Origin of the sequence: Shewanella sp. MBTL60-007 (assembly GCF_019654915.1) — a bacterium.
Classification (GTDB): Bacteria; Pseudomonadota; Gammaproteobacteria; order Enterobacterales; family Shewanellaceae; genus Shewanella.
Window position 1 is genome coordinate 29,329 of the sequence record NZ_BPET01000025.1, and the last position, 26,691, is coordinate 56,019.

At 45.8% G+C, this 26,691-nt stretch carries 24 protein-coding genes; 11 read left to right on the forward strand and 13 right to left on the reverse strand.

Annotation, left to right across the window (positions count from 1 at the left end; translation table 11 throughout):
* The first annotated feature begins 133 nt into the window (after positions 1-133).
* Positions 134-670 carry a GNAT family N-acetyltransferase gene (locus K5Q92_RS11235; protein WP_220769095.1) on the forward strand — a complete coding sequence of 179 codons (537 nt, stop codon included), beginning with the start codon at positions 134-136 and terminating at the stop codon, positions 668-670.
* On the opposite strand, the gene K5Q92_RS11240 is transcribed toward K5Q92_RS11235, so the two are convergent.
* Entirely contained in the window at positions 667-1,152 is a 486-nt protein-coding gene (locus tag K5Q92_RS11240) for a YcxB family protein (protein ID WP_220769096.1), read from the reverse strand. The genes K5Q92_RS11235 and K5Q92_RS11240 overlap by 4 nt on opposite strands.
* Before the next feature lie 136 nt (positions 1,153-1,288).
* Between K5Q92_RS11240 and K5Q92_RS11245 the strand changes: the two genes are divergently transcribed.
* A complete protein-coding gene (locus K5Q92_RS11245) occupies positions 1,289-1,624 on the forward strand; it encodes a DUF1971 domain-containing protein (protein ID WP_220769097.1) in 336 nt (111 codons plus the stop codon).
* Positions 1,625-1,643: 19 nt separating this feature from the next.
* On the opposite strand, the gene K5Q92_RS11250 is transcribed toward K5Q92_RS11245, so the two are convergent.
* Positions 1,644-2,528: a universal stress protein gene (locus tag K5Q92_RS11250; RefSeq protein WP_220769098.1), complete on the reverse strand. Its 885-nt coding sequence runs from the start codon at positions 2,526-2,528 to the stop codon at positions 1,644-1,646.
* A gap of 1,185 nt (positions 2,529-3,713) precedes the next feature.
* On the opposite strand from K5Q92_RS11250, the gene K5Q92_RS11255 reads away from it, so the two are divergent.
* Complete coding sequence (locus K5Q92_RS11255) at positions 3,714-4,469, forward strand: SDR family oxidoreductase (RefSeq protein WP_220769099.1); 756 nt, start codon at positions 3,714-3,716, stop codon at positions 4,467-4,469.
* Positions 4,470-4,549: 80 nt separating this feature from the next.
* Here K5Q92_RS11255 and K5Q92_RS11260 read toward each other — a convergent pair whose 3' ends face one another.
* Both K5Q92_RS11260 and K5Q92_RS11265 read right to left on the reverse strand, forming a co-directional pair.
* A complete protein-coding gene (locus tag K5Q92_RS11260; RefSeq protein WP_220769100.1) occupies positions 4,550-4,969 on the reverse strand; it encodes a VOC family protein in 420 nt (139 codons plus the stop codon).
* 37 nt (positions 4,970-5,006) lie between these two features.
* Positions 5,007-5,615: an NAD(P)H-dependent oxidoreductase gene (locus K5Q92_RS11265; protein ID WP_220769101.1), complete on the reverse strand. Its 609-nt coding sequence runs from the start codon at positions 5,613-5,615 to the stop codon at positions 5,007-5,009.
* A 148-nt stretch (positions 5,616-5,763) separates the two neighbouring features.
* Here K5Q92_RS11265 and K5Q92_RS11270 point away from each other — a divergent pair, with 148 nt between their 5' ends.
* The 3 genes from K5Q92_RS11270 to K5Q92_RS11280 all read left to right on the forward strand — a co-directional run bounded on the left by K5Q92_RS11270 (position 5,764) and on the right by K5Q92_RS11280 (position 8,204).
* Entirely contained in the window at positions 5,764-6,399 is a 636-nt protein-coding gene (locus K5Q92_RS11270) for a metalloregulator ArsR/SmtB family transcription factor (RefSeq protein WP_220769102.1), read from the forward strand.
* Positions 6,400-6,402: 3 nt separating this feature from the next.
* Positions 6,403-7,107, forward strand: a complete 705-nt coding sequence (locus K5Q92_RS11275; RefSeq protein WP_220769103.1) for a pseudouridine synthase — start codon at positions 6,403-6,405, stop codon at positions 7,105-7,107.
* Positions 7,108-7,604: 497 nt separating this feature from the next.
* Complete coding sequence (locus K5Q92_RS11280) at positions 7,605-8,204, forward strand: acetate uptake transporter (RefSeq protein WP_220769104.1); 600 nt, start codon at positions 7,605-7,607, stop codon at positions 8,202-8,204.
* Between the two features lie 120 nt (positions 8,205-8,324).
* Here the strand turns inward: K5Q92_RS11280 and K5Q92_RS11285 are convergent, their stop codons facing one another.
* The 3 genes from K5Q92_RS11285 to K5Q92_RS11295 form a co-directional block, all read right to left on the reverse strand.
* Positions 8,325-9,860, reverse strand: coding sequence for an MFS transporter (locus tag K5Q92_RS11285; protein WP_220769105.1), 1,536 nt, complete (start codon positions 9,858-9,860; stop codon positions 8,325-8,327).
* A 423-nt stretch (positions 9,861-10,283) separates the two neighbouring features.
* Positions 10,284-10,973, reverse strand: a complete 690-nt coding sequence (locus tag K5Q92_RS11290) for an LrgB family protein (protein WP_220769106.1) — start codon at positions 10,971-10,973, stop codon at positions 10,284-10,286.
* Positions 10,970-11,428, reverse strand: coding sequence for a CidA/LrgA family protein (locus tag K5Q92_RS11295; RefSeq protein WP_220769107.1), 459 nt, complete (start codon positions 11,426-11,428; stop codon positions 10,970-10,972). Before K5Q92_RS11295 ends, K5Q92_RS11290 begins: the two co-directional genes overlap by 4 nt.
* 109 nt (positions 11,429-11,537) lie before the next feature.
* On the opposite strand from K5Q92_RS11295, the gene K5Q92_RS11300 reads away from it, so the two are divergent.
* A complete protein-coding gene (locus tag K5Q92_RS11300) occupies positions 11,538-12,437 on the forward strand; it encodes a LysR family transcriptional regulator (protein WP_220769108.1) in 900 nt (299 codons plus the stop codon).
* A gap of 89 nt (positions 12,438-12,526) precedes the next feature.
* On the opposite strand, the gene K5Q92_RS11305 is transcribed toward K5Q92_RS11300, so the two are convergent.
* The 3 genes from K5Q92_RS11305 to amrB all read right to left on the reverse strand — a co-directional run bounded on the left by K5Q92_RS11305 (position 12,527) and on the right by amrB (position 14,268).
* Positions 12,527-12,691, reverse strand: coding sequence for a YqaE/Pmp3 family membrane protein (locus K5Q92_RS11305; protein WP_220769109.1), 165 nt, complete (start codon positions 12,689-12,691; stop codon positions 12,527-12,529).
* Between the two features lie 181 nt (positions 12,692-12,872).
* Positions 12,873-13,454 (reverse strand): AmmeMemoRadiSam system protein A, encoded by a 582-nt coding sequence (gene amrA / locus K5Q92_RS11310; protein WP_220769110.1) that lies wholly within the window; start codon positions 13,452-13,454, stop codon positions 12,873-12,875.
* The gene (gene amrB / locus K5Q92_RS11315) at positions 13,432-14,268 is read right to left on the reverse strand and encodes an AmmeMemoRadiSam system protein B (protein WP_220769111.1); all 837 of its coding nucleotides are present in this window, start codon (positions 14,266-14,268) and stop codon (positions 13,432-13,434) included. The genes amrA and amrB overlap by 23 nt, the downstream gene beginning before the upstream one ends.
* Before the next feature lie 73 nt (positions 14,269-14,341).
* Between amrB and amrS the strand changes: the two genes are divergently transcribed.
* Entirely contained in the window at positions 14,342-15,451 is a 1,110-nt protein-coding gene (gene amrS / locus K5Q92_RS11320; protein ID WP_220769112.1) for an AmmeMemoRadiSam system radical SAM enzyme, read from the forward strand.
* Between the two features lie 137 nt (positions 15,452-15,588).
* Here the strand turns inward: amrS and K5Q92_RS11325 are convergent, their stop codons facing one another.
* Entirely contained in the window at positions 15,589-18,552 is a 2,964-nt protein-coding gene (locus K5Q92_RS11325) for an ImpA family metalloprotease (protein WP_220769113.1), read from the reverse strand.
* Positions 18,553-18,952: 400 nt separating this feature from the next.
* On the opposite strand from K5Q92_RS11325, the gene K5Q92_RS11330 reads away from it, so the two are divergent.
* Positions 18,953-20,674, forward strand: coding sequence for a methyl-accepting chemotaxis protein (locus tag K5Q92_RS11330; protein WP_220769114.1), 1,722 nt, complete (start codon positions 18,953-18,955; stop codon positions 20,672-20,674).
* A 104-nt stretch (positions 20,675-20,778) separates the two neighbouring features.
* Here K5Q92_RS11330 and K5Q92_RS11335 read toward each other — a convergent pair whose 3' ends face one another.
* A complete protein-coding gene (locus K5Q92_RS11335) occupies positions 20,779-23,679 on the reverse strand; it encodes a valine--tRNA ligase (protein ID WP_220769115.1) in 2,901 nt (966 codons plus the stop codon).
* A gap of 19 nt (positions 23,680-23,698) precedes the next feature.
* Positions 23,699-24,190: a DNA polymerase III subunit chi gene (locus tag K5Q92_RS11340; RefSeq protein ID WP_220769116.1), complete on the reverse strand. Its 492-nt coding sequence runs from the start codon at positions 24,188-24,190 to the stop codon at positions 23,699-23,701.
* 254 nt (positions 24,191-24,444) lie between these two features.
* On the opposite strand from K5Q92_RS11340, the gene K5Q92_RS11345 reads away from it, so the two are divergent.
* Complete coding sequence (locus K5Q92_RS11345) at positions 24,445-25,728, forward strand: DEAD/DEAH box helicase (protein WP_259649548.1); 1,284 nt, start codon at positions 24,445-24,447, stop codon at positions 25,726-25,728.
* A 47-nt stretch (positions 25,729-25,775) separates the two neighbouring features.
* Positions 25,776-26,681: a LysR family transcriptional regulator gene (locus tag K5Q92_RS11350; protein WP_220769118.1), complete on the forward strand. Its 906-nt coding sequence runs from the start codon at positions 25,776-25,778 to the stop codon at positions 26,679-26,681.
* The last annotated feature ends 10 nt before the right edge of the window (positions 26,682-26,691 follow it).

Genomic DNA, 26,691 nt, shown 5'->3' on the forward strand with positions numbered 1-26,691 from the left:
TGAACAATTTTTAATGTCTATTTATCCATGAAGAGGAAGTAAGTAAGGTTAAGAAAGACCTTAGGTATTGACACTCAAGGCGTTTTCTTGAAAGTTAACCAATAGGAATAGCATAGAGTAATAGGAGAGACCGGTGACTGATTCGCATATACCATTGGATACGGTGAGAACTAATTTGGTAGATATTGATATTCGTCACAGTCTAGATGGCGATATCGAGGGGATCTGTCAGCTCTATAGCCAACCTAGCTGTTATAGAGAAACACTGCAGCAGCCTTTTCCATCTTTGCAGTTATGGCAAAAACGGTTGCAGGACTTGCCAGTTAACTTCTATAGCCTAGTGGCCATCAGAGATGGCGAGGTTGTGGGGCAAATCGGGATGGAGGTGTTTAGCAATCCGCGTCGAAAACATGTGGCCAATATTGGTATGGCGGTGCATGAGGCTTACCGAGGAATAGGTATTGCTTCGGCTCTACTCGATACTATGGTGTCCTTGGCGCAAAACTGGCTTGCTGTGAGGCGTATTGAACTTGAGGTCTACACGGATAATCACTTAGCGATCAGTCTCTATAAAAAGCATGGCTTTGTGATAGAGGGAGAAATGCGTGAATATGCTTTTCGTGATGGCGAATATATCGACGCATTTCTGATGGCGAACGTCAGAGATTAGCTGTTTTTCTCTGGTGTCTTGTCGAGCACAAATTGAGTGGCGGTCTCATCTAAACTGCGCTTCGATAGGTAACTGGTTCCTTTGCTGTGTTTGATTAAGAAACCTTGTTCTGTTGGCGTGATGCTAGTGACATCCTGCCACAGGATAGTACCTTGCACATAGAATGAGTCATTAGTTATGCCTGACTCATCTATGGTAAGGGTTACTTCGTTATTGGCGGCTTTACTCATCATCTGGCGCATCAGCCACCATGGCTTTCTAAAGTAAACACTGACAGCTTCGAGTGCGCCTAATGCGATGATGAACCAAGAGGCATAACCGTTGATATTGGTTAGCATTAAGGCGGTACCCACTACCGTGAAGATAATGGCCTTGCGATACGCGCGTATAGAGGTGTCGACCACAACAGATTCATCGTAGCATTCACTAAAATGGCTTTTATCTAATGTGTATTGTGTGGTGTAGCTATATTGTTCGTTCATTGTTTCTCATTATTACTGCAAGGGCTTGCGAATGAATATCGGAATAATTGCGGTTGATTATAGTGCTTAGTTTGCTGATAGTCGCTTAACTTGAGCTTAAATAGCATTAATTAGATTTTATAAATAAGGATGGAGTATGGCTAAGATCCCTGCTGATTACGTGAACTACAAATCCACTCCAGTATTTGAAAAACATAATGTACCTAAGATGTTTCTTCATCTGCATAACACTAAAGCGGGTGTTTACGGTCAAATTCAGGTTTTGAGTGGAGCGCTTAAGTTTTACGGATTTAAAGACAGGCGTGGAGAGGTGGAGCAAGAACTTGTCATCAAGGCGGGCGATACTGGTGTATCACCTCCTCAGTATTGGCATAAGGTGGAATTTCTCAGTGATGATACTCAGTTTAGGGTCGACTTCTGGGCACAAAAAGACTCAGACATAGTCGTTCAAAATTTATCAGAGCGTGATTAAAACTGCCAATGTTAGTGGGTTAGTGTAGATGGGGTTTGATGGCTAATATATCGCATTTAAGTTCATCAACGAGTACAGATGATGTGTGACCCTTTAACTCACTGATTAAACCATGGTGCTCTCCGGCGCCAATAACCAAAAGATTGGCATCACATTGGTTTGCGACGGTGGGGATCACATGATCAGGTAATCCTAGTTCAAGGTGTAGCTGGTCATTTGTTAGATGGTAGCTTTTGGCGCTGTTGACTAAACGGTCCCAGTGTTGCTGTTTTTGCTCTTTATCAGAGCTTTGGTTACTCACTTTATTGACCGACATACTCCAGTTTTCCAACTGGTAGCAGTTAAGTAGGTGGATGTCATTGTCCAATAGTGATGCGAGTTGTTGGCTATCATCGATTAGGCACTGGTTTAACTCTTTGTGTTCGGTATTGGAATCGGCAGTTTCTAAGGCTGTGAGGATATGTCCTTGAGCACGCCAGCTTTTATTGCCCACAATCATAATGGGGTGCTCACAGTCACGCAGAAGATGCGCTTCACTACGAGGGAGAAACTCACTTAAGATTGCATTGTGATGTTTATTGTTGATGATGACTAAGTCGTAATCGCCGCTATGTGTTTCATTGAGGAGCGCGACATGATCCTTAAGGTTATTGATACTTTTTATCTCAACCTCTACGCCCTGACGTTGGTATTTGGCTAAGAGTTTTTTGACATAGAGCATAGGGTCGAGAGCATTATTTGGAATGAGCCCTATTTTGCTTAATAGGTTGCTGTAGGGGCGATCGATTTTCAATGCCGTGACTTTAGAGTGGGTTTTCTTTGCGAGCTGTAATGCCTTGTTTAGCGCAAATTGTGCCGGTGAGTCATTATCTATGACCGTTAATGTATGATGGTACGCTATCATGGGGAGGTGCTCCGTTAGCCTTACACTCCCTTGCGATTAACGCTTGTCCTTAACTTAAGTAAACTTAGCCCATTACCCAGTAAAGGCACAGGTTTACTAATACTAAATCACACTTAAAGCAAGCTTTGTAAGTGCATTCTGGTCTACTGCAGTATAAGTAATTGATTTAGCCCATATCCGTGAATCTCTAATTCAAGTTATTTCAATGAATTTCTTTAATTGAAAGCCATCTCACAGTTGTTAACAATTGTTAACCTGACATTAACCTTGGGTGTCGGTATGGTTTTATACCAATCAGTATAAAGATTTAGTCGCCATTCTGGAGCGTTTTTGGCTGCCTACTTCTGCGCTGAATAACTTCACAAGTGAACAACCATTCTTTCAGTTATTCACCTTGAATTAGTTTGCCAAAAAGCGCTCTGAGTAGATCAACTTCTTATACTGATTGGTATTACGCTATAGGGAAGGGCGCTATAAGGAGGTGCAAGATGCTATCAAGCGGGAATAAACCACAAAATAGGACTGTGAACTCAAGTTCTCAATGTAAGCAAGAATGCAGTAAAAGTGGGAAAATCCCCCTAAAAGAGGACGTAGCCAAAAAAACGGATCAGAGAGAGGCTACCGAAAATTCTAGTTGGGGTCTGTACGAGCTATTTGAAATGCAAACTGAGTTTGCGTTATGCCAGTCAATGGCACGTTCGAAGACATTAACCATCATGGTCTGTCTTGGTGTGTTGGGATATGGCGGGTTTATTCTATTTCTACTAAAAATGGCGTCGTGAGTAAGAGTTAACTGCTAAGGAGGGCATGATGTTTGCGTTGGCTGCTGAATTACTGTTTTGGGTTATCTGGGAGTTTGTTCTCTCTTATCTGTTTTACTTTACCGGAGCACTGCTGCTCTACCTATTTAGTCTTGGAAGCGTTAACTACCCTCTGTCTCCAACACGGTTTCTAGCTAGATCAAAAATAAAAGGTAGAAGGGGCAGTGATAAACCTTTTTTGTTGGGTTTTGCCTTTTACATAGGCTTGTTTGCGCTCGCAGTCTGGATGTATTGAATAGTTTAGACTGCGAATAAAGAGTTTCTTAAGCCGTTGCTGAAGTAATTATTTAATGCCTAGGTTTACATTTATGACTCTCATTAGTAGCTTGGGAAGCACTAGAGAGATATGTAATGAGCGAAAGAGATGGCAGCTAAACGTAAAACAATTTTGATAACAGGGGCTAGCTCAGGCCTAGGTAAAGGCATGGCGCTGGAATTTGCCAAGATAGGGAGAAACCTCGCTCTATGTGCACGGCGAGTCGATCGTTTAGAAACCCTTAAACAAGAGTTGCTACTGTTAAATCCTAATATTAAGGTTTCGATAAAAGCACTTGATGTTAATCAGCATCAGGCTGTCTTTGAGGTATTTGATGAGTTTAAGCTAGAGTTTGGTCAGCTAGATAGAATTATTCTTAATGCGGGGATGGGCAAGGGAGCCTCTATCGGCACCGGGCAATTCGAAGCTAACAAGCAAACCGCTGAAACTAACTTTGTTGCTCTTTTGGCACAAGCCGAAGCCGCAATGGCCATTTTTCGTAAACAAAATGCTGGTCATTTAGTGACTATCTCTTCTGTGAGTGCGGTTAGAGGCTTTAGACGAGCAATGACAGTGTATGCGGCGACTAAAGCGGCAGTTACATCGTTAACAGAAGGGATTCGAATTGATGTGATGCACACGCCGATAAAGGTTAGCTGTATTCACCCAGGGTTTATTCGCAGCGAGCTAAACGAACAGGTTGAAAAGGTGCCGTTTATCGTCGATACCGATGTAGGCTGCAGAGCCATGGTTGCTGCCATCGAAACGGAGAGAGCGAGTTGCTTCGTCCCGCGCTGGCCTTGGGCAGCATTAAACTGGTTATTACGAATTATCCCCAGCCGTTGGATAAGACAAATGAGTTGATCAGGCTCATTTTACTTAGACATATACTACTAGGCTAATTCTTAACTGCCTCAGTCTTTACTGTTTTAGTGATAACGTTTTTAGTCGTAACGATTGCGCAGGGTTGGAATGTCTGACAAGTATTCGACAAACTCCACCTCATAGCCATCAGGATCGATGAAATAGACGTTACGTCTGTAGGGATCATCGGCGCCAGGCTTGTCTATGTCTCGCCCTATTTTAGCTAAGCGTTCTATCACACCATCGAGATCATCGGTGACATAGGCAAAGTGCGCTAACCCCACCTGATGACCGCTTAAGTCACGATTGTCTTCATTACCATCATCGTTAAATGTCAGGTATTGAAAGTCATCGCCAAAATGAACCCAGTTACGCTCCACACCATGCCAAACCGATTTCCCTCCTCCTCTTATCTGCCAGTGAGGAAACACTGCCTGATAAAACTCCAGTGCTTTTGAAATATCCCTTACCACTAAATTTAAGTGCTCTAAACGCATCATAATTTGCTCCTTGGTTTAATCATGTTTACTTGATTGTCTACATACCGTAACAGTACTCCTGTTGCTTTGGGTACGGTTGTTGGTGGTGGTTGAGTCGGATAGTTTTTAGTGCCTGAGCGTATTGCATCAACATATGCAAACTGTAGTCTATGCGCTCCCGTATATGTAACTCTCGCTCGTCCTCGGGTTCGTCATTATTAAGCACCTGCTCTACGTTGCGAATGATTAAGTGATCGGGTGTTGCTACCAGCTTATTGTTTTTTAAGGCATTCATTCTCAATTCTGCGATGGGGTAGGCGCCGCTGATCCCGCTGACAACCGCCACTAGAAGTGCTGGCTTATGGGCACTATCTTGGCTGTCACACATCAACAAGAAGTTCTTCATTAATGGCGAAGCCATGCCCCCCCACTCAGGAGTAATTAATACGAGTGCATCTGCGTTTTTGACCTGCTGAGCGATCAAGGGCCAGGAACTATCATCGGCTGACTTAGAATCGGCAGAGCCATCCCAAAAAGGCAGTTGATACTGGCATAGCTCAACATGATTGATCTTACTGAAGTTATCGGCTTTTTTACTCAGATAGCGAGCAACTTTTGCACTCTGAGAGCCGGTTCTCTGGCTGGCACTAATGATGAGTAATTCCATTTAAGTAAACCTTTTTGTTTATTTAAGTTTTAAGTAAAGTAATCGCTTTACCAAATAAAGTAAAGAGAAAGTAAATAAAAAAGTTTACTTAACTTTGGATTCAGTAATAATGGTTTGTAGCCAATAGGTATCAGCAGTAGGAAGTTAAATGAAAACCAGCGACAAAATTTTGCAGATGCTAAAAATCCAAGGGGAGCTCACTGCGAAGGTGATAGCTAGTGAGCTTGGGTTAACGACTATGGGGGTCCGCCAGCATCTACAGAGCCTTGAAGATAGCCAAGATGTGATTTTTGAAGATAGAAAGGCGACTCGAGGAAGACCTACCCGTTACTGGTCACTGACTCCTAAAAGTAATAGCCACTTTTCCGATAGACATGAAGAATTAACGGTGCAGTTGATCGATTCGGTTAAATCGGTATTTGGCAATGGCGGCCTAGAGCAGTTAATCAACCACCGTGAACAGGAGTCCTTGAAGCTTTACCGAGATGAGTTAGTAGGCACTTCAGGTTTAGCCGAAAAGCTACATGTCTTAGCAAAATTAAGAACACTTGAGGGGTATATGGCTAAGGTTGAGCAAGCTGATGGCCATTACTGGCTACTTGAAAACCACTGTCCTATTTGCGCTGCCGCAGCGGCCTGTCTTAATTTCTGTCGCTCAGAGCTAGAGTTATTTCAAACTCTGTTTGAGAATGACGCTATCGTGAGCCGCGAGGAGCACATTATTGAAGGCGCACGTCGCTGCGCCTATAAAGTGGTGCCTCACAAGAAAGAGAATGGTCAATAAGTCATGGAATCAAAACGCGCGCGTTTAGACAGGTTTATCAGTGCCAAAATCGGCATCAATAAGAAAAACGTGAGATTGCTCCTCGCCAAAGGTCAAGTGCTAGTGGACGGTGAAGTGGCAAGAGATATCGACCAGATCATCGATCAATTCTCCCATGTTTGTTTAGACGGTAAGGTGTTACAAGCGAATGCGCCGAGTTACGTGATGCTGCATAAGCCCGTTGGTGTGGTGAGTGCCACAGTGGATGACAAGCATAAGACAGTTATCGATCTATTAGACAGAGAAGACAAACACAGCTTACACATAGTTGGGCGACTGGACTTGAATACATCGGGTTTGCTGTTGTTGACTAACGATGGTCGCTGGTCGAAGAAGTTAATGTCGCCGGAGCATAAGGTAGATAAGGTGTACCGAGTGACGCTTAAAAATCCTATCGATGAGTCCTATATTGCAGCCTTTGCTGGTGGGATGTACTTTGCGTTTGAGGATATCACTACTCAACCCGCTAAACTTGAAATTGTCGATGAGCATACAGCCTTGGTGACCTTGGTTGAGGGGCGTTATCATCAGATTAAGCGGATGTTTGGTCGTTTTCGTAACCCTGTTATTGGTTTGCACCGATTATCGGTAGGGGGCATTGAGCTGGGCTCGCAGCTCGCGGTAGGGGAGAGTCGAGATTTGTTAGCGAGTGAAGTGCAAAATGTGTAGTCATTGCTGCTTTTTATAGGAGTAAGCCCGGTGAATTAACATCTACAGTGTTAGCGTTTTGTCATGCAAACCTGCTGTTGGCAGTATGTAGTACTGCAAGTTTTGCCAATAAAATGTAAATTTGATAGAAAAAGATCCATTTTATTAGTTTGTGAGCTGGTGCAATTTTTCGACACTTTTACAGAGTTAATTTCATTAGCTGCTAATGTGCTAAATCAAACAAAGCGTGTTCAATGCGTCAAAATGCCATCTAAACGTGACTTGTGTCACGTCGAATTCGCTGGTTAGCTACCTTGGTTGTTGGCTGATGCTAACGCATTGATTATATGGGGATATGTGGTTTTTCAATCCTTCTTTATGGTTTCCTCTTTGTAAGTTCCCAGATTTGCTCGGCGTCATGGCTTCAACTAGAATGCGCGCGCTCAAATTAACTTAATTTAATAATGCGCCTTAATTGAGGTGCGTTTTTTATTGAATACTTCCTGTAGGGGAACTCAATGTCGACACAATTAGCTAACCCAGCTCCACTTGGTCTTATGGGATTCGGTATGACTACCGTCCTATTAAATATCCATAACGCTGGATTCTTCCCAATAGATTCAATGATCTTAGCAATGGGGATCTTCTACGGCGGTATCGCTCAGGTTATCGTAGGTATTATGTGCTTTAAGCGTGGTGATACTTTTGGTACCACAGCATTTACTTCTTATGGTTTATTCTGGCTAACCCTAGTAGGCCTATTGGTTATGCCTAAGATGGGCTTTGCTGCAAGCCCTGCTGCTTTCATGGGTTGGTACTTGTTACTATGGGGCCTATTTACTGGTGCACTATTTATCGGTTCATTGCGCTACCCACGTGCTAAGCAAGTTGTATTTGCTTCGTTAACTATTCTGTTCTTGTTACTTGCTGCACGTGACTTCACTGGTAGTGAGTTAATCGGCACTATCGCTGGCTACGAAGGTATCTTCTGTGGTTTAAGCGCGATTTACTTTGCTGTGGCACAAGTACTGAACGCTGAGTTTGGTCGCGTTATTTTACCAGTTGGTCCAGTAGCTGTTGCAGCATATGAACCTACTGCAGAAGCTAAAGCTGCTTAAGTTAGTCGTGATAATCACCATCTTGCTGTGATTATGTATGATTAAAGCGAAAAAAAAGCTGACCTAAGGTCAGCTTTTTTTGTATCTAGGCCAGCAATAGGCTAAGTGTTAATGACTCATTTAGCGTTGCTGCTGTAGTTTGAACAACCACTTGCCGTACAGGTAGATCCCCACGGCTGAAATGGTGCCAATTGCAGCGATAATGTACCAAGCCATGCCAATATTGTGGGTGTTATAAAGCAATGTAGTTAGTGCTTTTTCAGACTCTCCGGTATAGCTCACTAGCGTTGTAAAAGCTTCACCCTGTGGAATGGCACTTATCTCAGTTGGATTCATACCACGCTCAGCCAAAAGCTCACGAGAGAAGATCTCTTTAGAGGCAAACATCTCATAAAGCTTAGGACCGAAGTAACCTTCTAATGTCCAACCGATCCCTTGGGGTAGCATAACGAAACCTAAGTACATGGCTTTTTTGCCCTCAGGTGCAATGTTACCCATAAACTCGTTTTTCTTTGGGCTAATCATCATCTCGCCGAAAGAGAACATCGCGATTGCCAAAACGATCATCCAAGCGGCATTGGTTGCACCAATCAGCACGAAGGCCAAAATACTCAGTAGACAGCCACCTAACATGGCTGTGGTAATACGGTACTTCGCGGTTAAGGCTGCCACTAAGAAACAGCTGGTCATGATCATACCCGCGTTAAGGTTAAGCATGCCTTCTGGCATGACCTTAGTACCAGTGTTATCTAAGCCTAGCCAGAACTGCGCCATTCCATTCGAGGTGCCTTCTGCACCAAATAGCGAGGTGACAATAACGCTGGTGTCGACCCACTCGGCGATATGGATTGGTAGTACGTCAAATAGCGAGTTGAACAGGAACCAGAAACCTGCAAATACCAACATGTAGTAGATAACAACAGGCTTTTTCAGCTCATGCCAAGCATCACGCCATAGTGCCTCTTGGTGGATCTCACCAGCTTTAATCTTACGGTTACGCTCCATACGCTCCTCTTTGCCAGGCTCTTTATAGGCAAGTAGGAATAGGAAGTTCAGCGAGATAATTGCGGCGCAGGCATAGAATACGTTGTCCCAAGATAGCTGGCGCATATGTACAGCAACGAGTGGCCCTAAGAAACCACCAATATTCACTACTTGGTAGAATATTCCCCATGCCATCGAGGTATTTTGTCTACCCGTGGAAAGTACTAAGGTGCCTTGGATCCCCGGTTTAAATACCCCTGTACCACCGGCAAGCAGTATGGCACCGAACAGGAAGCCATAAAAGTTGGGGAAGAAAGCCATCACTAAGTAGCCAGCAATTTTGATGACGGTGGAGACAAAAATGGTTTCTTTGTAGCCTACGCGGTCAGAGATCCCGCCAGTAAAAACCGGAATAAAGGTCTGCATAAATGCCCAGATAGCGATAATTACACCGTAATCGCTAAGGCTAATCCCTAATCCACCTTCTGATGTCGGTGCTTTTGCATAGAGGCCAGCACTGGCTTTCACGCCATAGTAGGCAATTCGCTCAACCAGCTCCATGCCACCAACAATCCAGAATATATAACTTAAGCTGGCGATAGAGGCCCACATCCCCAGCTGCTTAACTTCCCTTAGGTCGTTATCTGCGTAAGCATCGTTCGAATCGCTCATAACTTTCCTTCAAATGTTCTAATTATTTATATTTATTATCTATATTGCTTATTGTGTTGCTTTGGGGTGTGATTGACGTGTCACTCTTTACCAAAACGCTGCAAGCTTGTAATTGCAGTCGACACTTTACCTAATTTGGGTGCAAACACCAAAGCGTTAATTAGAACTATTGCAGTAGCATGTTTTAAGCAGGGGGGAAAATGAGCAGAGTAGTGATAAAGAAATCTCCTTATCTTAGGGCGAGTTTGTGCAGGAAAGCATAGGCTAGGCAACCGATTACAAGGAAATTCCTTGAATGGTTTTACTCTTGAATTTACGAGTGTTAATACCTTAATGAGATGACGTGAAAAATCTTTAAGTTGGTTATACGCTCGGTAAGAGTTGGCCGCCGATATTGCTTATCTGACAGCCACAATGTTTGGGTTATTTTATTATTACGGCAAATAGTGGTGCACTTAAGACCATGGCGATCCCTGTGAAAATCATGGTTAAGCTGGCGATAACTCCCTCTTGCCTGCCTATTTCACTCGCCTTGGCTGCGCCCGCACCATGAGCCGAAGCGCCTAATGCGACTCCCTTCGCAACGGAGCTGCGAATTCTAGCCATTTTAAACAATGGCTCACAAATTAACATGCCCATAATGCCTGTGAGCAGCACTAGCATTGCAGTTAACTCAGGGATGCCGCCAAAGGCCCCCGTTGCTTCCATCGCGAACGGGGTTGAGACCGTCCGCACCATCAAGCTGTGGGAGAGCTGTGTTGGCATATTGGTTACTAAGGTTAATAACCAAGATGATCCAACCCCTAACATCAAACCGGTTAATACCCCAAGGCTTAGTGTGAGTGGATACTGTTTTATTAACTGCCTCTCGCGGTAAATAGGCACCGCAAAGGCGATGGTAGCAGGGGCTAATAGGGCGGCTAGCCAATGGGTATAACTAAAGTAATCGCTCACACTGATGTTTAGATTGACGACCACAGTGACTATGATCACTGGGGCAATAATAATCGGAGCAAACCATATCTTACGCTGACGGCGATAGAGGGCTTTGCTGGTGTAGTAGCCGACTAGGGTAAGGCCTAAGCAAAATAATCCGATACTTGTATGGCTCATAGCGGCATACCTTGGTTTATCACTTCGGAATTAGTGTCTGCTCTATGCTTCTTTAAGCGTTGTTTATGTTCAAACTTAAATAATCTATCAACGGTAAACGCCGTGCCTAACAGTACGCAACTGCTTGCGACGAGCATAGAGCCAATAAGCACCACACCATAATGTTCAAGCAGATCTTGGTATTTAATCACGGCAACCACAGGAGGGATAAAAAACAGCAGCAGATCACCAATCAGCCAACTGGAGCCTAAGTTGATACTGCTCTCAGGCAGTAATTTGCTGGCCAATAATAGCAGCAGGATCCCAAGGCCGATAACGCTACCGGGAATAGGGGAGTTAATCTGATCTGCTAAGATTTGGCAGCCCCAAGCAAATAAACAAAGAAGGGCTATCTGGGTGCCAGTAAGGGCCTGGTGTTTGAGGCTAATTTGAGCACGTTTGGCAAGGCTTGCCATGATGAGTTCCAAGTGAGCAAAGTATGATGATTTAGCGTGATTTTACGCTTGCTTAATAAATAAAAAAAATGAATATTAAGAATGTAATCTATAAAATTTGGTTATCTAAATGGATCTTAAAGCGCTGCACTATTTTACTCAGGTTGTTGATGCCGGTGGTTTTGCCAAGGCGAGTCGCAATGTCTTTCTCACTCAACCTGCACTTTCTAAGGCGATAAAAGCCTTAGAAGAGGAGCTGGATATGGTGTTGCTGGAGCGAGGAAAGCGAGGCACCCAGATTAAGCTTACTGCTGCTGGAGAGCTGGTATATCGTCACGCAGAGCAGCTTATGTCCCAGCGCCAATCTATGCTATCTGAACTGGATGCACTGCGAAACCTAACTGGCGGTACGTTAAAACTAGGCTTAGCGCCCCTTGGCAGCGCTGAGTTATTTGCTCCTGTGATCGCCAAGTTTCGACAGCAATACCCTAAGGTGGAGATGCAGCTATTGGTGCGCGGTGGTATAGAGCAAACCTTAGCCTTGCAGAAAGGCGAGATTGAGTTGGCGACCGGGATCATCGAGTTTGGTGGTGAGTTCGACGGGCTTAGGATCCGTAACGACCCTATGGTCGTGGTCGTGCCTAAAACCCATGCCCTAGCTGGGTGTATGGAGCTACAGCTTAAAGATTTACAGTCTCTTTCCCAAGTGATGTTTGAGCCCGAATATGCCCTCTATGAGCTGATTTTGGATGCTTGCGATAACGCCGGATTCATTCCCGCAGAAATAACACGAGTCAGCCATGCCGATTTTGGTATCGCGCTGGTCGCGGCAGGAACAGGTATTATGGTGTTACCGCAAATCATTGCCGAGCGTTACCGCGTCGATGCAGTAGTCAATGTGCCGCTTGCCGCTAATGATCTCAGGTGGGAGCTATCGCTGTTTTGGCGTAAGCAGCAGAACCTATCTTTTGCGGCTAAGGCGATGATTGAGCTGATTAAGCAGCAACTTGAACAGACTGCCGCACCTTAAAAATACGAGCCATCTTATTCGGAAATTGAACCGCCTAGCAAGAAGGTTATATGCCGTAACCGAGCTAGGCTTTTCAGTTGGGCAAAGCTTTACTTAGTGACGACCCAGAGCGCGTGTAATAGGCCTGGAACAAAAAAAAGCAGGCACAGGATGATGTTGATCAATAGGTCTTTACCTACACCACTTTTTAGAAATACCGCTACAGGTGGCAGTAGAATTGCGATGATGATGAGTAATAGCTTGTTGGTATCCATGTCGTCATTCCCTTCAGTAGATTATTTCCTGAAACTTACTGTGTGACCATACAAGGGGCTCCCTGTAAGGTGTTACGTTAACCCTAATGCAGTTTAACTCTTATGTAAATGTGCAGGGCTTGCACGAAAGGTTAATCCTTTAGGCTTAAGCTGGAGCCTTAAGCGTCTTACAGTTGCTCTTCTACCCTTCGCAAAAATGAGTCACGCTAAAGACTTCGACTTCCATATTAGAAGACCAATAGTCTCTGTCCCAGCCTCCCTTAACTTTGAGTGCCTCGATAAACTCCTTAGGCTCAGGTAATTGTTGCCATACTTGTGGCAGGAATACGGCTCTTTTATTCCCTTCACTCAGTACTAAGCCCAGCTTAGTGGCTTCAAGGTAGGTCTGCAGCTGTGACTGAGCACTGAACTCAAGCTTTTGCATTTCTGATAGGAGTGAGATCTCTATGCGAAGTGAGCTTAGCTGAGATTCGACTAAGGGCTGAAAGCGAAGATCGTTGAAAGCGCTGCTGTGAGCGAGTGCCGGCACCAGCTCACCGATGGGACGGTCAGCCTCGATATGGCCCATGCAACCTTTGAGAGCCCCATCTAAGGTGAGGGTGACGAAACAGCCAAGTTTAAGTTGCTCAAGCCTCCCTGTGATGAGCGGTATTTTTGCAGCAAGATAGTTAGGATTGAATGCTGCAACAAGCGCGTCACGGGCTAAAGCTAGTAGTTGCAGCTTCTCTGACTGGCTAAGTTTAACGGCTGGCAAAGCTGGCATAGCCGACTACTCGATCTTTGTCCCCAGCTGTGTCGCCTGAGTTTTGGTAACTCAATTGTGCAAGGCGCAGCTGGTGGCGTTTAAGTTGCGGCATTAGAGCGTTGAGGCTTGAACTACCACAGGCTTGCTCGGGGAAGATGGTTTCTTGCCCCTCTACAATTTTTTGGCAAGTTATCCTGTCAAGGTTCGTCGCTTCGACATATCGATGAAAATGACTTAAGTCAGTACTTATTACGACTAAAGTTTCCTCTCCTCCCCATAGTTGCTCTAGTAGCTCAGCCATCTCATGGGGATCACTTTCGCCAATTAATAGTGGAATTAGCTCAAATTGATTGAGGCAGCGTTGTAGGAAAGGCAGCTGCACCTCGAGGGAATGTTCTTGCTGGTGGGGCAAGTTTGAGACAGTAATATACGGCTTGCCCTCTAGCATCTCCACGCTACGCCGATCGATTCTTACCTGACCTAAGGGGGTTTCAAAATATTGGCTCTGTGGCAGCGCGCCGCCCTGTAGGTAAACCCGATGGGCAGGGCCAATGAGTAGCACCTTGCTGACGCTAGCAGCCATCGACTCAATCAGGGCGTAAGCATGGGCAGCGACAAGACCTGAATAGATGTAGCCTGCGTGGGGGACAATAATGACTTTAGGTGAGCGAGGAGAGTCTAAGCTTTCGGCTTGGGACTGCTGAGCGCTTACTTGGCCAATAAGGTTCACTCTAGCCTGAGTCAAATAGCTGTCGAGCATTGCCCTCAGCTCATCGGCCGCGGCTGGGTAGAATAGACCCGCTACCGCAGCAGGTCGAACTGAAGCAAACATAGACTGATGAGCTCAAGGTTATCAACTAGGCTTTAAGTATAGCTCACGAAAGTTGCGCCCTAGGGACGTATTTATGTCTACAAACCACACAGTGAATGCAACCGGTCATAGTGATATTTTTACGGTAAAGACTCAGTATTGGCATAGACTCGATGACGGTCGAGTGCAGTGTGACCTTTGTCCAAGGCATTGCCAGCTCAGAGAGGGAAAGCGTGGGGTCTGTTTTATTAGGCAAAATATAGATAATCAAATAAAGCTGACTAGCTATGGCCGCTCTAGTGGATTCTGTATCGACCCGATAGAGAAGAAGCCGTTAAATCACTTCTATCCCGGCAGCTCGGTACTCTCATTTGGCACCGCTGGCTGCAACCTGAGTTGTAAGTTTTGCCAAAACTGGGATATCAGTAAATCGAGAGAGTTCGATACCTTAGGCGCCAAAGCTATGCCCGATGATTTGGCCGCAACAGCAAAACGCATGGGCTGCAAGAGTGTGGCCTTTACCTATAACGACCCAGTTATCTTTCATGAATACGCTATAGATGTGGCGAAGGCTTGCCATGAACTCGGGATCAAGGCGGTAGCAGTGACCGCAGGTTATATTTGCCCTGAACCTAGGGTCGAGTTCTTTAAATTTATGGATGCCGCCAATGTCGACCTCAAAGGCTTCACCGAAGGTTTTTACCGTAAGATCTGCGGAGGGCATTTAAGTGATGTGCTGGACACCTTGCTCTATCTGCGCCATGAGACTCAGGTCTGGTTTGAGTTAACAACTTTATTAATCCCCGGAGAAAATGATTCTAGCCAAGAGCTTAAGGGGCAGTGTCGCTGGATAAGGGATAATCTAGGCTCAGATATACCGCTGCATTTCAGTGCTTTTCATCCAGATTTTCATATGATGGACACTCCTGCGACTCCAGTCTCAACCTTGATACGGGCAAGGGAGATAGCCCTCGACCAAGGGTTAAACTTTGTCTATACCGGTAACATTCATGATCCGAGTGGCGGCAGTAGTTACTGTGCTCACTGTAAAAAGTTGCTGATAGGCAGAGATTGGTATGAGCTTGGCGAGTATCACTTAGATAATAGCGGTCGATGTGATTATTGTGGCTGCCAACTGCCAGGGCGATTCGATGGTCCGCCGGAGCATTTTGGTCGACGTAGGATCCCTATTTCAATCGCTTAATTGGTGGTAATCACCTATTAAAGTCACTGACTTAGGGGGGAAAGAAAAAGCCAACTAATATTATACTGATTGCTATTAGCTGGCTTTATACTGCTGGTGCTTACGTGGTGGCTAACCGACTCAATCCGCTCTACTGACTAAAGTGGCCATGGCTGCTGTCCATCCACATCAACCGCCTGTAGATCTAAGCTTAGGCAGTAATCTCCAGGGTTGTAGACATATACTTTTCTGTCGACAACCGCGAAGTTGAAGGCTGCCACTTGATCTTCGGCCGCTTGGGTTGTTGCTAAGCCCCACATCTGATAAAGCTCACGATAATCCAGTTTAGTCGAGTAGCTCATCGCCACCATTAAGAAGTCATTATTGGAGATGTTCTTGACGCTATCGAGGGTAAACTGGCTGAAGCCTAGCTGAGCTCGCTTTTCTAGCCATAGCTCTTCAGAGGCTTTTGCGCGCTCAAATTCACGTAGCAAAATGTGTAATCTCGCGAGAAGGTGCCAGCCATTTTCAAGCGCTCCCTGTTTCTGCGCCGCGACCATCATCTGTAGCATGGTCGCCATACCGTTTGACCAGCTGGTTAGCTTAGCCTCTTGCATATAAGCGAACGGATCCGCTTGATTCATACTCGCTTGCAGCACGGCAAACTCATCATCAATATCTAGTCCTTGGCAAGAAGGTAGCTTACCAAGCTCAGTGTAAGCACGAGACTTGGTATAGTAAGAGTATGGGTTGGTCGATGCGTGACCCTCATGACCGTCGAAACGCAGGCGTCCCTTTTCAAGCCCGTGACCTAACTCGTGAATATCGCCGTGCCCAGTGGGACTAAATGACCAGTACGCATCGTAAGGGTTGCCCGAGCAGCCATAACCACAGGTGGCTTGGTCGGCATTCATATGCTTAACCGTATCTATGCTATCGGTCTCCCAGCCTTGGCTGGCGGCAAATTCAGTGATCTCGGCGACCTCATCGATAAAGGGCCCCTTAAATCCTGCTAACAGATGCGGGTAATTATGTACCTGAGTCATGATGGCAGTGGCCATCTTTTCTGGGGTGTTCCAAAGCGGCTCATGCTCCATGGTATTTTGCATCTTATCGAGCTTTGAGTGTACTTCAAAGTGATCGGTTGCAAGTTCGGCCCAATCATATTGGTTTGCCGCTAAGTCTTGTAAAAACTGCTCACCGTCCATCCCTTTGCGCCAGTATGGGTGTAGTCCAACCTGCTCGAAGCTAAATTGCGTTGGCAGATCTGTTTGATCGAAACGAATCTGCATCGGCCCGCCGTAGGGGCTGGTAAACTTAATGGTTTCACCGGCTTTGACTTCGATATGGGTCGATTGCAGTAGTTTAGGGCGGTTATAGCCATTGCTAGCAAACTCATGGGTAGAGCCTGAGCGAAGCGTGTTGATAAAGACCCAGCTGCGTACCTCGCTGTTGTCTTTTCGCGTCACACTCACCGTTTGGCCTGGGAGGGCGTATATACCTGCAGAGCGGAAGCCTTTCTTACTCATCAAATTCACATCTTGGTCAACGGCATTGATGTGGCTAAAGTCAGTGCGGCTAAAGTTACCAAGATCCTGTTGCACGGCATTGATATCGCGGAAGTTATATACGCTGTGATCGGCATAATAGGCTTTGAGAAAATTTAGGCTATCGCTGGTGGCTACGTCCATCGGGTACTGGATAGCTTGACGATAGTTGTCACCTAAAAGAATGAGCAGCTTATATAGGGAGTAGTTTGGTTGCTTAAAGATATCGATCCTATTGGTTTCTATCCCTTGAATATTACTGCGAATACTCGCTAGTGCTGGGCGATAGTCATCGTTAAACGTGGCATCGCAACTGCTGGCACAGTTGGCGAGATTGAATTCTATTCGCTCATTATCAAACAAAGTTAGCCATAGCTTTTCTTTTTCCAGAGCGCTGTAACTACCTAACATGGCATTTGCAGAGCTCCAGTCTGCTTTATCTTGAGCGAAGTAGTTACCTGGGCCGCCTGGTCCCTGCATACTAAAACCCATAGGATTAAGTACCGTTTGAGTCAAAGGTACGCTATTCCAGCTGTGCAGATGCATATAAAGTAGAGGCTGTTTTTCGCTCTGTATTTGGGCAATCAGTGGCTCAACAATTTCGATTGAAAATAGCTCGGATGAACCTGTGATCACTAATTGCGCTTGGCTTAAACAGCTTGAGAGTGTTGCTTCATCACTACAGGTTTCAATCTGCCAATTAGGGAAATGCTCGCCAATCCAGCTATTGATGCGAGTCACTGTACTACCGGCCATCAAAAACAGCCTTATCTGCTTAGGTTGTGCAAGGGCTTCTTGATCTTGTTCTAACATCCAACCGAGTAAACGCTTAAAGCTTGGCTCAAAACTGGCGTTATTGCCTTGCTGCATGCTGGAAATGATATCGGTACCAAAAGCGGCATTCCGCTGGCCCGCCTTATCGTTGGCGGCTGCAAAGGTCAGGCCTTTGTTGCCTATGACGATGGCGTAAGCTTTATTTTGTGGATAGGCATGTTCTGCACCGGCAAGCTGGATCATCTGTGAGTGGCGACCTTGGTCATACTCCACGATGTCAGCTTGGTAGACCTTGTTAATGAGTGCCGCGCCATCTGAGCGATATTGCTCAATATGCTGTAGTGCCCGTTTGGTTATCTGCGCAGAGAGATCGGCGGCAATACTGGCATCGCCGTTTGCCATCGCTGCGCTAATTCTATCGTTGAGCTGGATACTAACTTGATCGCTAGCGGTCTGATTACTGCTATCGGTGACCGTTAAGCTGAGTGTAATATTGCTATCTTGTTCGAGCGTTCTGGCATCGATAGTCACACCGTCAAGGCTTGCGCTTGATAGTAACACCTCTGGCCCAGAGACTTGTCGCCACTTGAATGTAGAGCTGCCAGAGGCATAGATATTCACTTTGGCCGCGAGGGTGATTAGTTTATCGTTCCATGCGGTTATCCCTTCGCCAAGTTCAACACTAGGCGCTTGAGCTAAGGGCGGTATTTCGCCGCCATTATCTTGGGAGCTTGAATCATCAGATCCTCCACACGCCGATAAGCCTAGCAATACGCAACTCGATAGCAACCAATGTTTCATTTTATTAACACCCATTGAAATTTGCTCACATCTTGAGTGTTTTTGATATTTAAATCAATAAAAGATAAAAAATAAACCTTATAAAACAATGGGTAAGTCGATTTCTTGACGTTGTCATCAAATTGACGAAGGTAGCAATTACCGGGGATTTGAGCTGAGCGTAAGGCTGTAGAGTGTTTGAATTGCTGCAGAGTAAAGCGACCCAAATAGCGACTCAGCGGGGAAATAATCTTACTCTTGTGAGCAATATCAATAATTTAAACAGATGTTATATTTGTATACCAAATTTGGGCAATTTCACTATGCTGCTTCAGCTGCGTTTTACTTAGGGTAAGACGAGTGTAATTAGAGAGCTTTGTTTTCATGATTCCATCAATACTGGTGGGGAACAGGAATTAATATGTCTGTATTAATCGAACAGTTAGGACATGATGAGGTTCGCCAATCTCATCAATCACAGTCCGGCTTTATCTCGCTTTTTAAATCGGTACGATTTCAACTTAAACTCATCGTATTTTTGACCGTAATATCATTTTTATTCTTAGGCTATAAAGGCATTACCGGTATGCAAGATGCCGGAGAGTCGATAGGCGAGCTGCATGCCGAAGGTATGCAGCATAGTATTCGCGCAGGTAAAGTTCTTAATGAATTAGCGACAGCACGTAGTGAATTGTTATTAGCATTTCAGCATGACCCAAGTAGTCAATTTTCAGAAATGCATAACCATCCTCTTACGCAGCACATAAGCCAATCGCAATCGGCTATTACACTGTTATACAGCATTATTGAGAAAGAGATCTTAGGGGCAAGGTTAGATAACCAAGAGCGTCTACAAGTCAATAGGTTAAAGGCACAGCTGGATAGTGTCGTAACGCAGGGCTTTAATCCTACGATAGATGCACTAAAGCAAGGTGAGTATGAAGCGGCAAACAGAGTGCTGCTGACAACGATTAACCCGATGTTTAAGAATATTACCGCTGAAGCGCAATCATTCTTAGATCTGCAGGTTGTTAAGGGGGAAGAGACTTTCACCCAGTTTAATGAAAGTATGCAGATCTACATCGTTTTAGTTGCGCTTTTTTCTGTCGTTAGCATGTTAGTTATTTCGATTAGCTCAACCTTAATTGTTCGCCGTATGGGTAAAGCGATGACACAGCTTGAAATGACGGCTAACGATATTGCTAATGGCGATCTGACAAAACGTATCGTGATTGGTGGTGATGATGAGTTTTCTCATATCGCTGGCTACGTTAACCGCATAGCGGCAAGATTTCAGCATGCGGTACAAAATACCCATGAGTCGACTTCTCGCTTAGCCAGCGCGGCCGAAGAGAACTCTGTGGTATCAACTCAGACTCAACGTAATGTGGTGGAGCAGCAACAACAGACGCAGCAGATAGCTGCGGCGATTCATCAGTTTGCTGCGACGGTGAGGGAGGTCGCTCAAAGCGCCGAAGCTGCTGCGAGTTCATCGTTAGAGGCTAGCGATGCGGCGCATCACGGTCAGGCTGTTGTTGATGAGAGTATCTCGGTGATTGAAACCCTATCTACTGAGATGGATGGGGCAACGGAAGCAATGAAGTTGTTGTCTAAGTCTTCCGATGAAATTGGTAGTGTAGTGGATGTGATCCAAGGGATTTCAGAGCAAACCAACCTGCTAGCACTGAACGCCGCGATTGAGGCTGCCCGAGCTGGTGAGCAGGGAAGAGGCTTTGCCGTAGTCGCCGATGAGGTGCGCTCTCTTGCTAAGCGTACCCAAGACTCAACGGAGGAGATTCAAAAGATGATCCAGCGTCTACAGCAAGGTGCACGTGACTCGATGCTTATGATGGAGCGTGGTAGTGAACAGGCTAAGTTAAGTGTGGAGAAATCGGTACAAGCAGGTGGTGCTTTATTGCAAATCATGACCAGTATCGAACAGATTAATGGCTTGAATACACAGATAGCAACCGCGTCAGAAGAGCAGAGCTTAGTAACGGAAGAGATCAACCGTAATATTATCAATATTAGCGATATTTCAGATCAAACCGCAGCGGGCGCTGAGCAAACGCAAGCTGCCACCCATGAGTTGGCCCAGCTCGCAGAATCTATGCAGCAAGAGATAGCGTACTATCGCGTATAACAGACTCAACGTATTGGTTTAGATTGTAGATAACAAAAAGGGCTGTCGATGACAGCCCTTTTTTATGCTTTATAAAGCTTAGCTTCTACAGTTAGCTTGTAGAATTAGCCTTCGAGTTTTGCAAGCTCGGCTTTCTGCTCGGTTAGCTTATCCATATCGCGTTGGTATTCAGCTTGCTTAGCACGCTCTTTTTCAATTACGGCAGCTGGAGCCTTAGCAACGAAACCTTGATTTGATAGCTTGCCTTCGATACGCGCAAATTCAGCTTGTGCTTTCTCAAGTAGCTTATCGATACGTGCCACTTCTTTAGCCACATCGATTAGGCCTGCCATTGGGATCAACAGCTCCATGTTGCCTACAAGCTGTGTCGTAGACATAGGCGCTGCTTCACCATCGGCTAGAATCGTCATAGACTCAAGCTTAGCTAGGGTCTTGAAGAAGGTTTGGTTAGCCTCTAAACGTGCCTTATCTTGCTCGCTCACGCCACGTAGTAGTGCGTTTAGCGGCTTAGATGGAGCAATGTTTAGTTCTGCACGGATGTTACGTACCGCAACAATCACCTGCTTAACCCATTCAAGATCTTCCATCGCTGCAGCATCAACCTTATCGGCTTGATACTCTGGAAACTGGACTAGCATCAGGCTGTCGCCTTCAACACCTGCAAGCGGCTTAACGCGCTGCCAGATAGTCTCAGTTAGGTACGGCATGATTGGGTGCATTAGTCGCTGCATCTGCTCAAGTACAGTAACCAAAGTATGGCGAGTACCACGAAGCTGAGCCTCGGTACCACTTTGCATTACAGGCTTAGTTAGCTCTAAGTACCAGTCACAGAATTGGTTCCAAGTGAACTCGTAAATGGTGTTAGCAGCTAGGTCGAAACGGTAGTTTGCCATATGCTCATCAAAGGCTTTAACGGTTTCATTGAACAGACCGATAATCCAGCGATCTGCAATCGACAGCTCCATTTCGCCGCCGTTCTGGCCACAATCTAGTGCTTCACCGATTGCATCATCGCTAGCACCTTCTGCTTGTACTTCAGTGTTCATCAGCACGTAACGAGATGCGTTCCAGATCTTGTTACAGAAGCTGCGGTAACCATCAAGACGCTTCATGTCCCAGTTAATGTCACGACCTGTAGATGCCATAGACGCTAGGGTAAAGCGCAGAGCGTCAGTACCGTGAGCTTCGATGCCATCGGCAAACTCTTTACGGGTGCTCTTTTCAATCTTAGCTGCAAGTTGTGGCTGCATCATGTTGCCAGTACGCTTTTCAACAAGCGACTCAAGATCGATACCGTCAATCATGTCTAGTGGATCGAGTACGTTACCCTTAGACTTAGACATCTTGTTACCGGCTTCATCACGGATAAGACCTGTCACGTATACGGTCTTGAACGGAACCTGTGGCTTGCCGTTTTCATCTTTGATGAAGTGCATGGTCATCATGATCATACGGGCAACCCAGAAGAAGATGATGTCAAAACCGGTAACCAACACATCCGTTGGATGGAAGGCTTTAAGTTCGGCAGTATCTTCAGGCCAGCCTAAAGTTGCGAAGGTCCACAATGCAGAGCTGAACCAAGTGTCTAGTACGTCTGCGTCTTGGCGAAGTACCACTGAATCGTCAAGCTTGTGCTTAGCACGCACTTCAGCTTCATCACGGCCAACATAAACTTTACCGGCTTCATCGTACCAAGCTGGAATACGGTGACCCCACCAAAGCTGACGAGAAATACACCAATCTTGAATATCACGCATCCAAGAGTTGTACATGTTTTCATACTGCTGCGGTACAAACTTGATATCACCGTTTTCAACGGCTTCCATTGCGGTCTTAGCCATAGGCGCAACCGAAACATACCATTGGTCGGTTAGCAATGGTTCAATCACTACGCCAGAGCGGTCGCCATAAGGCACCTTCAATGCGTGTGGATCGATTTTGCCAAGTAGACCAAGTTGTTCAAATTCTTCAACGATAGCGGTACGTGCCTTGAAACGATCTAGACCGGCATAACGCTCTGGTAGGCTGTTATCTAAGTCGTTGTTTGCACTACCATCGGTGTTAACCACTTCGGCGCTTGAGCGGATCGCAGCGTCGATAGTTAAGATGTTGTACATTGGCAGTGCGTGACGCTTACCGACCTCATAGTCGTTAAAGTCGTGAGCAGGAGTGATCTTCACACAACCTGTACCGAATTCCATATCCACATAATCGTCAGCAACGATAGGGATAAGACGGTTTACGATTGGCAGCAGAATAAACTTACCAATGAGTGATTGATAACGCTCATCGTCTGGGTGAACCGCTACGGCGCTGTCACCAAGCATGGTTTCAGGACGAGTTGTTGCCACTTCTAGGTAATCTTTACCATCGGCTGTCAAAGCGCCATCGGCTAGCGGGTAGCGGAAGTGCCACATGCTGCCCTGTTTTTCTTTGTTTTCTACTTCGAGGTCTGAGATAGCCGTGTGCAGGGTTGGATCCCAGTTCACAAGACGCTTACCGCGGTAGATTAGGTCGTCTTCATAAAGGCGTACGAATACTTCTTGTACAGCGTTCGATATGCCGTCATCCATGGTGAAACGTTCACGATCCCAATCGACAGATGCACCAAGGCGGCGTAGCTGCTTAGTGATAGTGCCACCCGAGTGGTTTTTCCAATCCCAGATACGGTCGATAAAGTTTTCACGACCAAGATCGTGACGGCTTAAACCTTCTTCAGCAGCGACTTTACGCTCAACCAGCATCTGTGTGGCGATACCTGCGTGGTCAGTACCGACCTGCCAAAGGGTGTTTTTACCCTTCATACGCTGATAACGGATTAGGGTATCCATGATGGTATCTTGGAAGGCATGACCCATGTGCAAGCTACCCGTCACGTTTGGTGGCGGGATCATGATGCAATAGTTGCCTTGAGACTCATCGCCATGTGGCTTGAAGTAACCTTGCTCTTCCCAGTTTTGGTAGAGAGATTGTTCGATAGACTGCGGATTATATGTTTTTTCCATGGGGCGTGTTTATCTCAAACTAAAAATTAATAGGTTGTGTTGCTATATCTTGGGTGCTTAATGCAATTCCAAGTGCGCGATACTGCCGATAACGATCGCGAGCAATCGCTTTATGGCTGTCGTCGTTGGCAACGAAATCGATAATCTGTCCAAAGTTTACCGCAAATTGCGGCACTTGGTCTGCAAGATTAATCAGAAGATGACGTTTTTTGTTGGCACCAAGTCTATCAAAGCCAATTTCTACTGGCGCGCCGCCTAACGGACCTTCACCTTTAAGGTTGTGGGGCACGAAAGACTGCGGCTCAAATTGCCATAGTAATTCATCAATAGCATAGGCCTGCTGTTGGTCTTGGCAATGAATGTAGACCAACTGCTGAGTGGCAAAGGCTCGCTGCGCTAGTTGGCAGGCAAGCAGATACACTTGCTCAAGCGCCGATTTGGGCGAGTTTGATACTTGCTGTGCATCCTTTGGCATCAGATAAAACTGGGCCTGATTCTGACTTGGCGACATGCTTGAAGACCTGCTCGAAGAGATAGCTTGCTATTGCTTCTGCTTTTTGGCTGACGAAAGAGAGGATTTTACACTAAAAGTCGCTCAGAGATCAGCCTCTAATCGTGGATTTATTTATCGAAAAATTCAGCCGTTCTCTATCGCTTATCATGCTCTAGGCTTTGGGTCTGTGTGGCAACAAGCGCAAACAGTACATTTTACTAATAGAGCGGCTGTGGTTACACTCCATGCAATTGTCGTTACTAGCCCATACTATGAAATTTTCCGACCTTAATCTTAGCGCCGAAATCCTATCTAAATTACCAAGCAAGCTGGTGGTCGCCACCGAAATACAACGACTTGCTATCCCTGAAGTACTCGCTGGGAAAGATCTGTTAGCACTGGCACAAACTGGCAGCGGTAAAACCTATGCTTTTGGTTTGCCACTGCTGCAAGCTCTTATCAAAGATAATTGCCACGGCGGCGAGATAAAGGCGCTGGTGTTAGTGCCCACTCGTGAGTTGGCGTTGCAAGTGGGTGATGCGCTTAAATTAGTCTCTGCTACCACTAAGATAACGGTATTGTGTGGTGGTGTGGATAGAGCCGATCAGCTAAAGGCGTTGCAGCAGGAGCAGTTACATAAAAAACCACAACTTGTGGTGGCAACACCTGGCAGGCTATTAGATCTGTTACGTGAGCAGCATCTTTCACTGGCGTCGGTAACCCACTTGGTATTCGATGAAGCCGATAGACTGATGGATATGGGGTTTTGGCCAGATCTAGAGCGCATACTCGAGTATATCCCCAGCAAGCGACAGACATTACTATTTTCGGCGACCCTTGCACCAGAGCTAAATACAAAGGCGCTCGATTTGCTGCATAAGCCAGTTAAGGTCGCAGCGCAGGCTGCTAATAGTGTGGCTGAAAATATTAATGAGTCGTTTTATTTGATTAATAAAGGCGATAAGGCGAGGGCATTAATCGCGCTGATTCAAAGACAGCAATGGCCGCAGGTATTGGTATTTATCAATGCAAAGGATGATGCTGATAAACTTGTTAAACGACTGGTTAAAGCTGGCATCAACGCGAGCGCTTTGCATGGTGATAAAGCGCAGCTAGATAGGCAGCAAATATTAGCCGATTTTAAGTCGCTTAAGTTATCGGTTTTGGTCACCACAGATCTCTTGTCTCGGGGCATTCATGTCGATGCCTTACCCGTCGTTATTAATCTGGACTTACCAACGAGCGCCCCCGTATACGTTCACCGTATTGGCCGTACCGCGCGAGCAGGAGATAAGGGCTTAGCTATCTCATTGGTGTGTCACAGTGAGGCCGATAGCCTAAAGGCGATTGGGCAGTTAACTCATAGAGAGTTAGCACTCGAGAGTCTTGAGGGATTCGAAGTGACGGATAAGCCATCAACGGGGGAAAGTAAAAGGGCGCCAAGGGATAAAAAGGCTAATCGTCGCAGCTTGAGTAAGCGTAGCGCCAAAGACTTTGTCGCTAAAAAAGCCACAGCCCAAAAAATAGCCACTAAAAAGCCAAAGCCGACTAAATAGTGGTGTTTGGCGAGTGCTATAAGCTGGCAAGGGGATAGGGAAAGTAAATGGATCAATTAGGTGCAATGAAAGCCTTTGTGCGTGTGGTACAAACCGGTAGCTTTTCTGCAGCAGCCAGAGAGCAGAATACTACGCAGGCGACAATTAGTAAGAAAGTCGCTGCCTTAGAGAGTCTGCTTGGGGCAAAGTTACTCACTCGGAGCAGTCGTGAGCTTTCGATGACTGAGGTCGGTGCAGTTTATTATGAAAACTGCGTGGCTATTATCGCTGAGCTCGATGAAGCACAGGCTCAGGTGCGATCTCAGCAAGCGTCACCGAAAGGTATTTTGCGCGTTGCGGCACCTGTCGTTTTTGGCTGTCAGTTTATTGCGCCTATCTTGGGTGACTTCCTCAAAAGTTACCCTGAGATAAAAGTCGATCTGATGCTAAGCGATAAGCATGTGGATCTCGTCGCCGAGGGAGTCGATGTCGCTATCCGTGCTAAGCAACTTGAGGATTCCTCCTTGGTGGCAAGGCATCTATTCGATAATCCTTTAGTTGCGGTAGCCTCGCCACAATACCTTAATCGTTTTGGCGAGCCTAAGGCGCCTTTGGATCTCAAATCCCATAACTGTATCGTCTATTCGATGTTGAAGTCGGTCAATATCTGGCACTTTGAACACTCTGGTGGGAGTGGTGATATTGCGGTGCCAGTGAGTGGTAATTGTCGCTGTGACAATGGAGAGGCGATATTACAGTTGGCACTAGATGGTGTTGGTATTGTTCAGCTACCGATCTGGATGGTGGATGAACATATTGAACAGGGTAAGCTAAAAAGAATTATGCCTAATTATTTTTCTCACCCCTTACCTTTCAATGCTATCTACCCCCAGAGTCGTTATGTGCCGTTAAAAGTTCGCTGCTTTATTGATTATCTAAAGCAACGTTTAGCCGAAGACTCAAGCTATCGCTAAGTAGTGTAAT

Coding starts and splice junctions, on each gene's coding strand:
- K5Q92_RS11240 (WP_220769096.1), bottom strand. CDS start 1,152: ATGAACGAACAATATAGCTACACCACACAATACACATTAGATAAAAGC.
- K5Q92_RS11245 (WP_220769097.1), top strand. CDS start 1,289: ATGGCTAAGATCCCTGCTGATTACGTGAACTACAAATCCACTCCAGTA.
- K5Q92_RS11250 (WP_220769098.1), bottom strand. CDS start 2,528: ATGATAGCGTACCATCATACATTAACGGTCATAGATAATGACTCACCG.
- K5Q92_RS11255 (WP_220769099.1), top strand. CDS start 3,714: ATGGCAGCTAAACGTAAAACAATTTTGATAACAGGGGCTAGCTCAGGC.
- K5Q92_RS11260 (WP_220769100.1), bottom strand. CDS start 4,969: ATGATGCGTTTAGAGCACTTAAATTTAGTGGTAAGGGATATTTCAAAA.
- K5Q92_RS11265 (WP_220769101.1), bottom strand. CDS start 5,615: ATGGAATTACTCATCATTAGTGCCAGCCAGAGAACCGGCTCTCAGAGT.
- K5Q92_RS11270 (WP_220769102.1), top strand. CDS start 5,764: ATGAAAACCAGCGACAAAATTTTGCAGATGCTAAAAATCCAAGGGGAG.
- K5Q92_RS11275 (WP_220769103.1), top strand. CDS start 6,403: ATGGAATCAAAACGCGCGCGTTTAGACAGGTTTATCAGTGCCAAAATC.
- K5Q92_RS11280 (WP_220769104.1), top strand. CDS start 7,605: ATGTCGACACAATTAGCTAACCCAGCTCCACTTGGTCTTATGGGATTC.
- K5Q92_RS11285 (WP_220769105.1), bottom strand. CDS start 9,860: ATGAGCGATTCGAACGATGCTTACGCAGATAACGACCTAAGGGAAGTT.
- K5Q92_RS11290 (WP_220769106.1), bottom strand. CDS start 10,973: ATGAGCCATACAAGTATCGGATTATTTTGCTTAGGCCTTACCCTAGTC.
- K5Q92_RS11295 (WP_220769107.1), bottom strand. CDS start 11,428: ATGGCAAGCCTTGCCAAACGTGCTCAAATTAGCCTCAAACACCAGGCC.
- K5Q92_RS11300 (WP_220769108.1), top strand. CDS start 11,538: ATGGATCTTAAAGCGCTGCACTATTTTACTCAGGTTGTTGATGCCGGT.
- K5Q92_RS11305 (WP_220769109.1), bottom strand. CDS start 12,691: ATGGATACCAACAAGCTATTACTCATCATCATCGCAATTCTACTGCCA.
- amrA (WP_220769110.1), bottom strand. CDS start 13,454: ATGCCAGCTTTGCCAGCCGTTAAACTTAGCCAGTCAGAGAAGCTGCAA.
- amrB (WP_220769111.1), bottom strand. CDS start 14,268: ATGTTTGCTTCAGTTCGACCTGCTGCGGTAGCGGGTCTATTCTACCCA.
- amrS (WP_220769112.1), top strand. CDS start 14,342: ATGTCTACAAACCACACAGTGAATGCAACCGGTCATAGTGATATTTTT.
- K5Q92_RS11325 (WP_220769113.1), bottom strand. CDS start 18,552: ATGAAACATTGGTTGCTATCGAGTTGCGTATTGCTAGGCTTATCGGCG.
- K5Q92_RS11330 (WP_220769114.1), top strand. CDS start 18,953: ATGTCTGTATTAATCGAACAGTTAGGACATGATGAGGTTCGCCAATCT.
- K5Q92_RS11335 (WP_220769115.1), bottom strand. CDS start 23,679: ATGGAAAAAACATATAATCCGCAGTCTATCGAACAATCTCTCTACCAA.
- K5Q92_RS11340 (WP_220769116.1), bottom strand. CDS start 24,190: ATGTCGCCAAGTCAGAATCAGGCCCAGTTTTATCTGATGCCAAAGGAT.
- K5Q92_RS11345 (WP_259649548.1), top strand. CDS start 24,445: ATGAAATTTTCCGACCTTAATCTTAGCGCCGAAATCCTATCTAAATTA.
- K5Q92_RS11350 (WP_220769118.1), top strand. CDS start 25,776: ATGGATCAATTAGGTGCAATGAAAGCCTTTGTGCGTGTGGTACAAACC.